Origin of the sequence: Spirosoma panaciterrae DSM 21099, from assembly GCF_000374025.1 — a bacterium.
Taxonomy (GTDB): Bacteria; Bacteroidota; Bacteroidia; order Cytophagales; family Spirosomataceae; genus Spirosoma; species Spirosoma panaciterrae.
The window spans coordinates 1-3,714 of record NZ_KB893227.1 but is presented as its reverse complement, the minus strand read 5'-3'; the positions used below and the strand labels follow the sequence as shown (position 1 = coordinate 3,714).

Sequence of the window (3,714 nt, the reverse complement as noted above, 5' to 3'; positions counted from 1 at the left end):
ATGGCACAGTTTACAATTATGTACAGAAAATCAGGCTTAAAACTAAGACCTTAGTTGCTTAACGTGTAGAAATGCCCCGTTGGAAGAAGAACCCCTGTACCCACATAGCTCAATATCAAGATAACGGCAGTACTGACCAAATAAGGATTGACCTTTTGGATTAAGAGGTGATTGATATCCCCCCCAGTTTCTGTTTAACTGTATAGTAAAAGCTCCTGCACTTTTGCCAGCATTATAGATTTTGCTTTGTCCATTAGTATCAATGACGAGTTCAATTCGCCGGGTGGGTGCTTTCGGTTTGCTCCACCCGCCCTGAATCTGAACTAAGGACCAGCGTCCGGTTATTGCGTGATAAGTGTCTTCTGTCTCTTGCTTAATTGCGACTGAGTCTATTAGAGAAGAAGGCACTCCATTCACTAATTTATTGATCCGGGGAAGATCTTTTGAATTTGAGCAGTGAATAGGCTTGCGGTCTGTCTGGTCTGTGCTGTGGGTTGAGCTGAACTGATTTCAAATATGATTAGTAGCAATCCAATGACACCAAATATGGTCTTATTCATGTAAATTGAGTTGTTATATAGGTGAGTATTATGTTAACCTACGTAACCTCTCACTAAGTAGTATACTATCAGTCCCAATAGCATTATATTCAGCGAGGGGTAAAAAAACTGTTTTCTCCAGAAGTAGATAGGCCCTACTAGGTCTGCACTGCAAAACGGGGCCAAAATGAAAATAGAAAGTTAGAAAACTCAGTACTCGACACAGCTAAGCTTACTTTGCTAGTTTAACCGAGTTTATTGCCTTTAAATGGGCCAAAATAGGCTGTATTCTGCCTGCTAATCAGTCAGTAAAGAAAACGGCCGTTTTCTTTACCTACACTCATAATCAGTACTATACGGGGCTATTTTCATTTTGGCCCCGTTTTGCACTAAAGACCCTACTAGAAGATACAATACTATTATCCATCCTTTATCAACCCTCTCATGTAGTGGGTCAATTAGGTAAAGTCCTAAGACGATCAGTGTTAATACCGAACAAATAGCCTTCATGTATTTGGCCATGCTAGATATGTGGTTCTAGTTGTATAATCAATCTTATGTAAAGTAGATGGTCCTGATTAGTCAACGACTAGTCAAATGATTAGTCAAACAATCAACTGATATTGAGCCAAAACATTACCTTTGACTTGATGACTAATCAAAATATCAGTGGTGAGTAATCAAACATTTCTAACAATTAAAGAGGCTTCGCAACTCTTTAACAAGTCTGAGTTGACTATTCGCCGACTAGTCAAACAGCATATTGGCTCTGAGTATGTCCGTTCTGAGGACACCCCTAAAGGTAATGTCTATCAAATAAGCCAGGATTTTCTTCAGCAACACTATTCATTCGTTCCTTTGGCCGTTTCCGTACCAACTCAAGGCCCGGATTTACAGCAAGAAAATGCACAACTGCGGATGTTGCTGGCAGAACGAGACACAACTATACAACAGCAACAAAATCAGATCTTTGAGCAACGCGACGTGATCAATGCTTTGATTAATCAAATGAATAGTCAAAAGATTGGTCACATTGAGGAGCTACTATTACAACAAAACGAGCAGCTTAACGAATTACAAAAGCGCTTACCCGCTGACAATGAGCAGCCTAACAATAGAAAGACTTTTTGGCAACGTCTTTTTGGGTCATGATATCTATTAGCAGAGGGCTTATTCGTAAATGTCTTTACGATGAGCTACTTTGAGTATAAAGATGACTATCTGATCGTCCTCAATGGTATAAATAACTCTGTAATCACCGACTCGGATACGATAGTAATCGTCGTAGTCTTTACCTGGCATCTCAAAGCTTTTAAGCTTCTTATGGCCGTTCGGTTTTGGGTCATCAGCTAGATCCTCAATCTTTTCAAAGATGCGATCCTGCATCTTGACAGGAATACGTCTGAGTTCTTTTGTAGCCGCTTCCGTGATGATAACCTTATACGCCACGACTCGCTAAGATTTCTTTCTTGACTTCATCAAAGGGGCGAGTTGGCTCATTTCGGCGCTCAATAGCATCGAGTGTATCCATGAGGTCTTCTACAATCTCTTGGACCGCAGCGTTAGTTAGATCGAGCTGTAAAGCTGTTCTTTCGCCTTTGCTGTTGGTCACGTAGCTGATGCCTTGGCGAATTGCAGTTGGGTTCATTGACTTGTTGATTATTGATTGACTACTTCCTTTCCTTTTGTCTCTAAGCCAAATACTTTGGCCGTATAACTGCCTATATTCTTAACTTTCCCATCGGCCGCTTTGGTTTGTATATCATACAATTGTCGATTAATAGTTTCCGTCGAATGCAGAGCTAGCACCTGATCAGCCTGATCAACTCGTAATCGGAATTGTTTCACTAGCCGTTCATGCACTGATGACGTTTGTACAGGTTCAGGTTTAGCTTTATAGAAGACTTCAAACTCGACTTCGACAACTGGCTTGCGCCCTCTGCCAGGCCGATCACCATATACGGGCTTATAATTAAAAGTCAGGTCTGTATGACCGTTAATCTCCTTAGTGGCAATATCTAATACATTCCTTTGAAACCAAGTCCAGCTTGGATAACTATCTTTTCCGGTTTTTGGATCTATTACCCAAAGCATAGTCTTAAGATCAATTAGGTTACGCCTAAAGGTTTTATCTGCCATGTTTTTATACATGCATAGTAATTCGTAAATACGTTTGGCATAAGCTGAATTAAGAGAGATAGCAGCTGCTAGTTGTAATTTGGTGAACTTCTTATTCAGGTCAATGTAAAACGGCCGTACTTCTGGAGACAAACCTATTTCGATTATATCAGTCCCTTTTTTATAACGAGCTGACGTAATAAAAGCAGCTTGTAAAAAGTCCCCATCTGGAAGAGTTGTTTCAAATACGCGACCAATTAATTTACGAGTCGCCTGTTTGTATGCATCCGACTTCAGACGTACAGAACCGTTGATTTCCGCCATTTGATTAACTGACACTTGATACCTTTTTGACTCAGGATCATCGGGCTTAACCTGAGCAACAACCATATATAACAGGTTCTTCTCTGTCTCGCTCATTTCATATCGAGCAAGTGTTAACGCATTATCTTGCCATATTTCTACTCCCTTTTTCATAAGAACGTTACTGTCTATCAATCAGGCAAATGTAAAAAGTGATTTTAATAAATCAATACAATTTTTTTGAACTAATATTTTAGTAACCAAACCTCATTTTATTAGGAGCATCTCAGTAACCAAACCTCATTTTATTAAGAGCATTTCAGTAACCAAACCTCATTTTATCAGTAACCAAACCTCACTTTATTAAAGTTATCCACAGCGTAAAGTACTGTAAATCTGACAGTTACAAGCCATATTTTGTCCTTACAAGTGATTAACAAGTGATATTTGAAATACACAAACACTTGTCTCGCGCGTGAGCGTGTGTGTACGCGTGCGAGGGAAAGGCGGTGCTGAAGTGCTTTGACAGGTACGGTTTTAGAAAGTAAAAAGGTAAACTAAAAATATAGTTATAGAGGGGAGACAAGACGAACGAGAAGAAAAAGCAAAAAGCAAAGAAAAGCGCGAGGCGGCGAAACAAAGCGCGAAGCGGTCTTTTCAAAGAGCAAGCGGGAATTACGCTACGCGATAATTCTCACTTGCTCTACGAGGTATCTGTGTTCATAATCAGTTAGTTAGTAAGAATTTTTACTAT

Annotated in this window: 4 protein-coding genes; 1 reads left to right on the top strand and 3 read right to left on the bottom strand. The window is 39.8% G+C overall.

Annotated elements, in window-relative coordinates:
* The first annotated feature begins 1,211 nt into the window (after positions 1–1,211).
* Complete coding sequence (locus B153_RS0129435) at positions 1,212–1,691, top strand: hypothetical protein (protein ID WP_026262546.1); 480 nt, start codon at positions 1,212–1,214, stop codon at positions 1,689–1,691.
* An 18-nt stretch (positions 1,692–1,709) separates the two neighbouring features.
* Here the strand turns inward: B153_RS0129435 and B153_RS0129430 are convergent, their stop codons facing one another.
* Genes B153_RS0129430 through B153_RS0129420 form a run of 3 tightly spaced genes read right to left on the bottom strand, consistent with a single transcriptional unit; the run spans position 1,710 to position 3,134 of the window.
* Positions 1,710–1,988 carry a type II toxin-antitoxin system RelE family toxin gene (locus tag B153_RS0129430; protein WP_020600339.1) on the bottom strand — a complete coding sequence of 93 codons (279 nt, stop codon included), beginning with the start codon at positions 1,986–1,988 and terminating at the stop codon, positions 1,710–1,712.
* Entirely contained in the window at positions 1,978–2,187 is a 210-nt protein-coding gene (locus B153_RS0129425) for a hypothetical protein (RefSeq protein WP_020600338.1), read from the bottom strand. Before B153_RS0129425 ends, B153_RS0129430 begins: the two co-directional genes overlap by 11 nt.
* Before the next feature lie 11 nt (positions 2,188–2,198).
* Complete coding sequence (locus B153_RS0129420) at positions 2,199–3,134, bottom strand: replication initiation protein (protein WP_040762338.1); 936 nt, start codon at positions 3,132–3,134, stop codon at positions 2,199–2,201.
* Positions 3,135–3,714 lie beyond the last annotated feature (580 nt).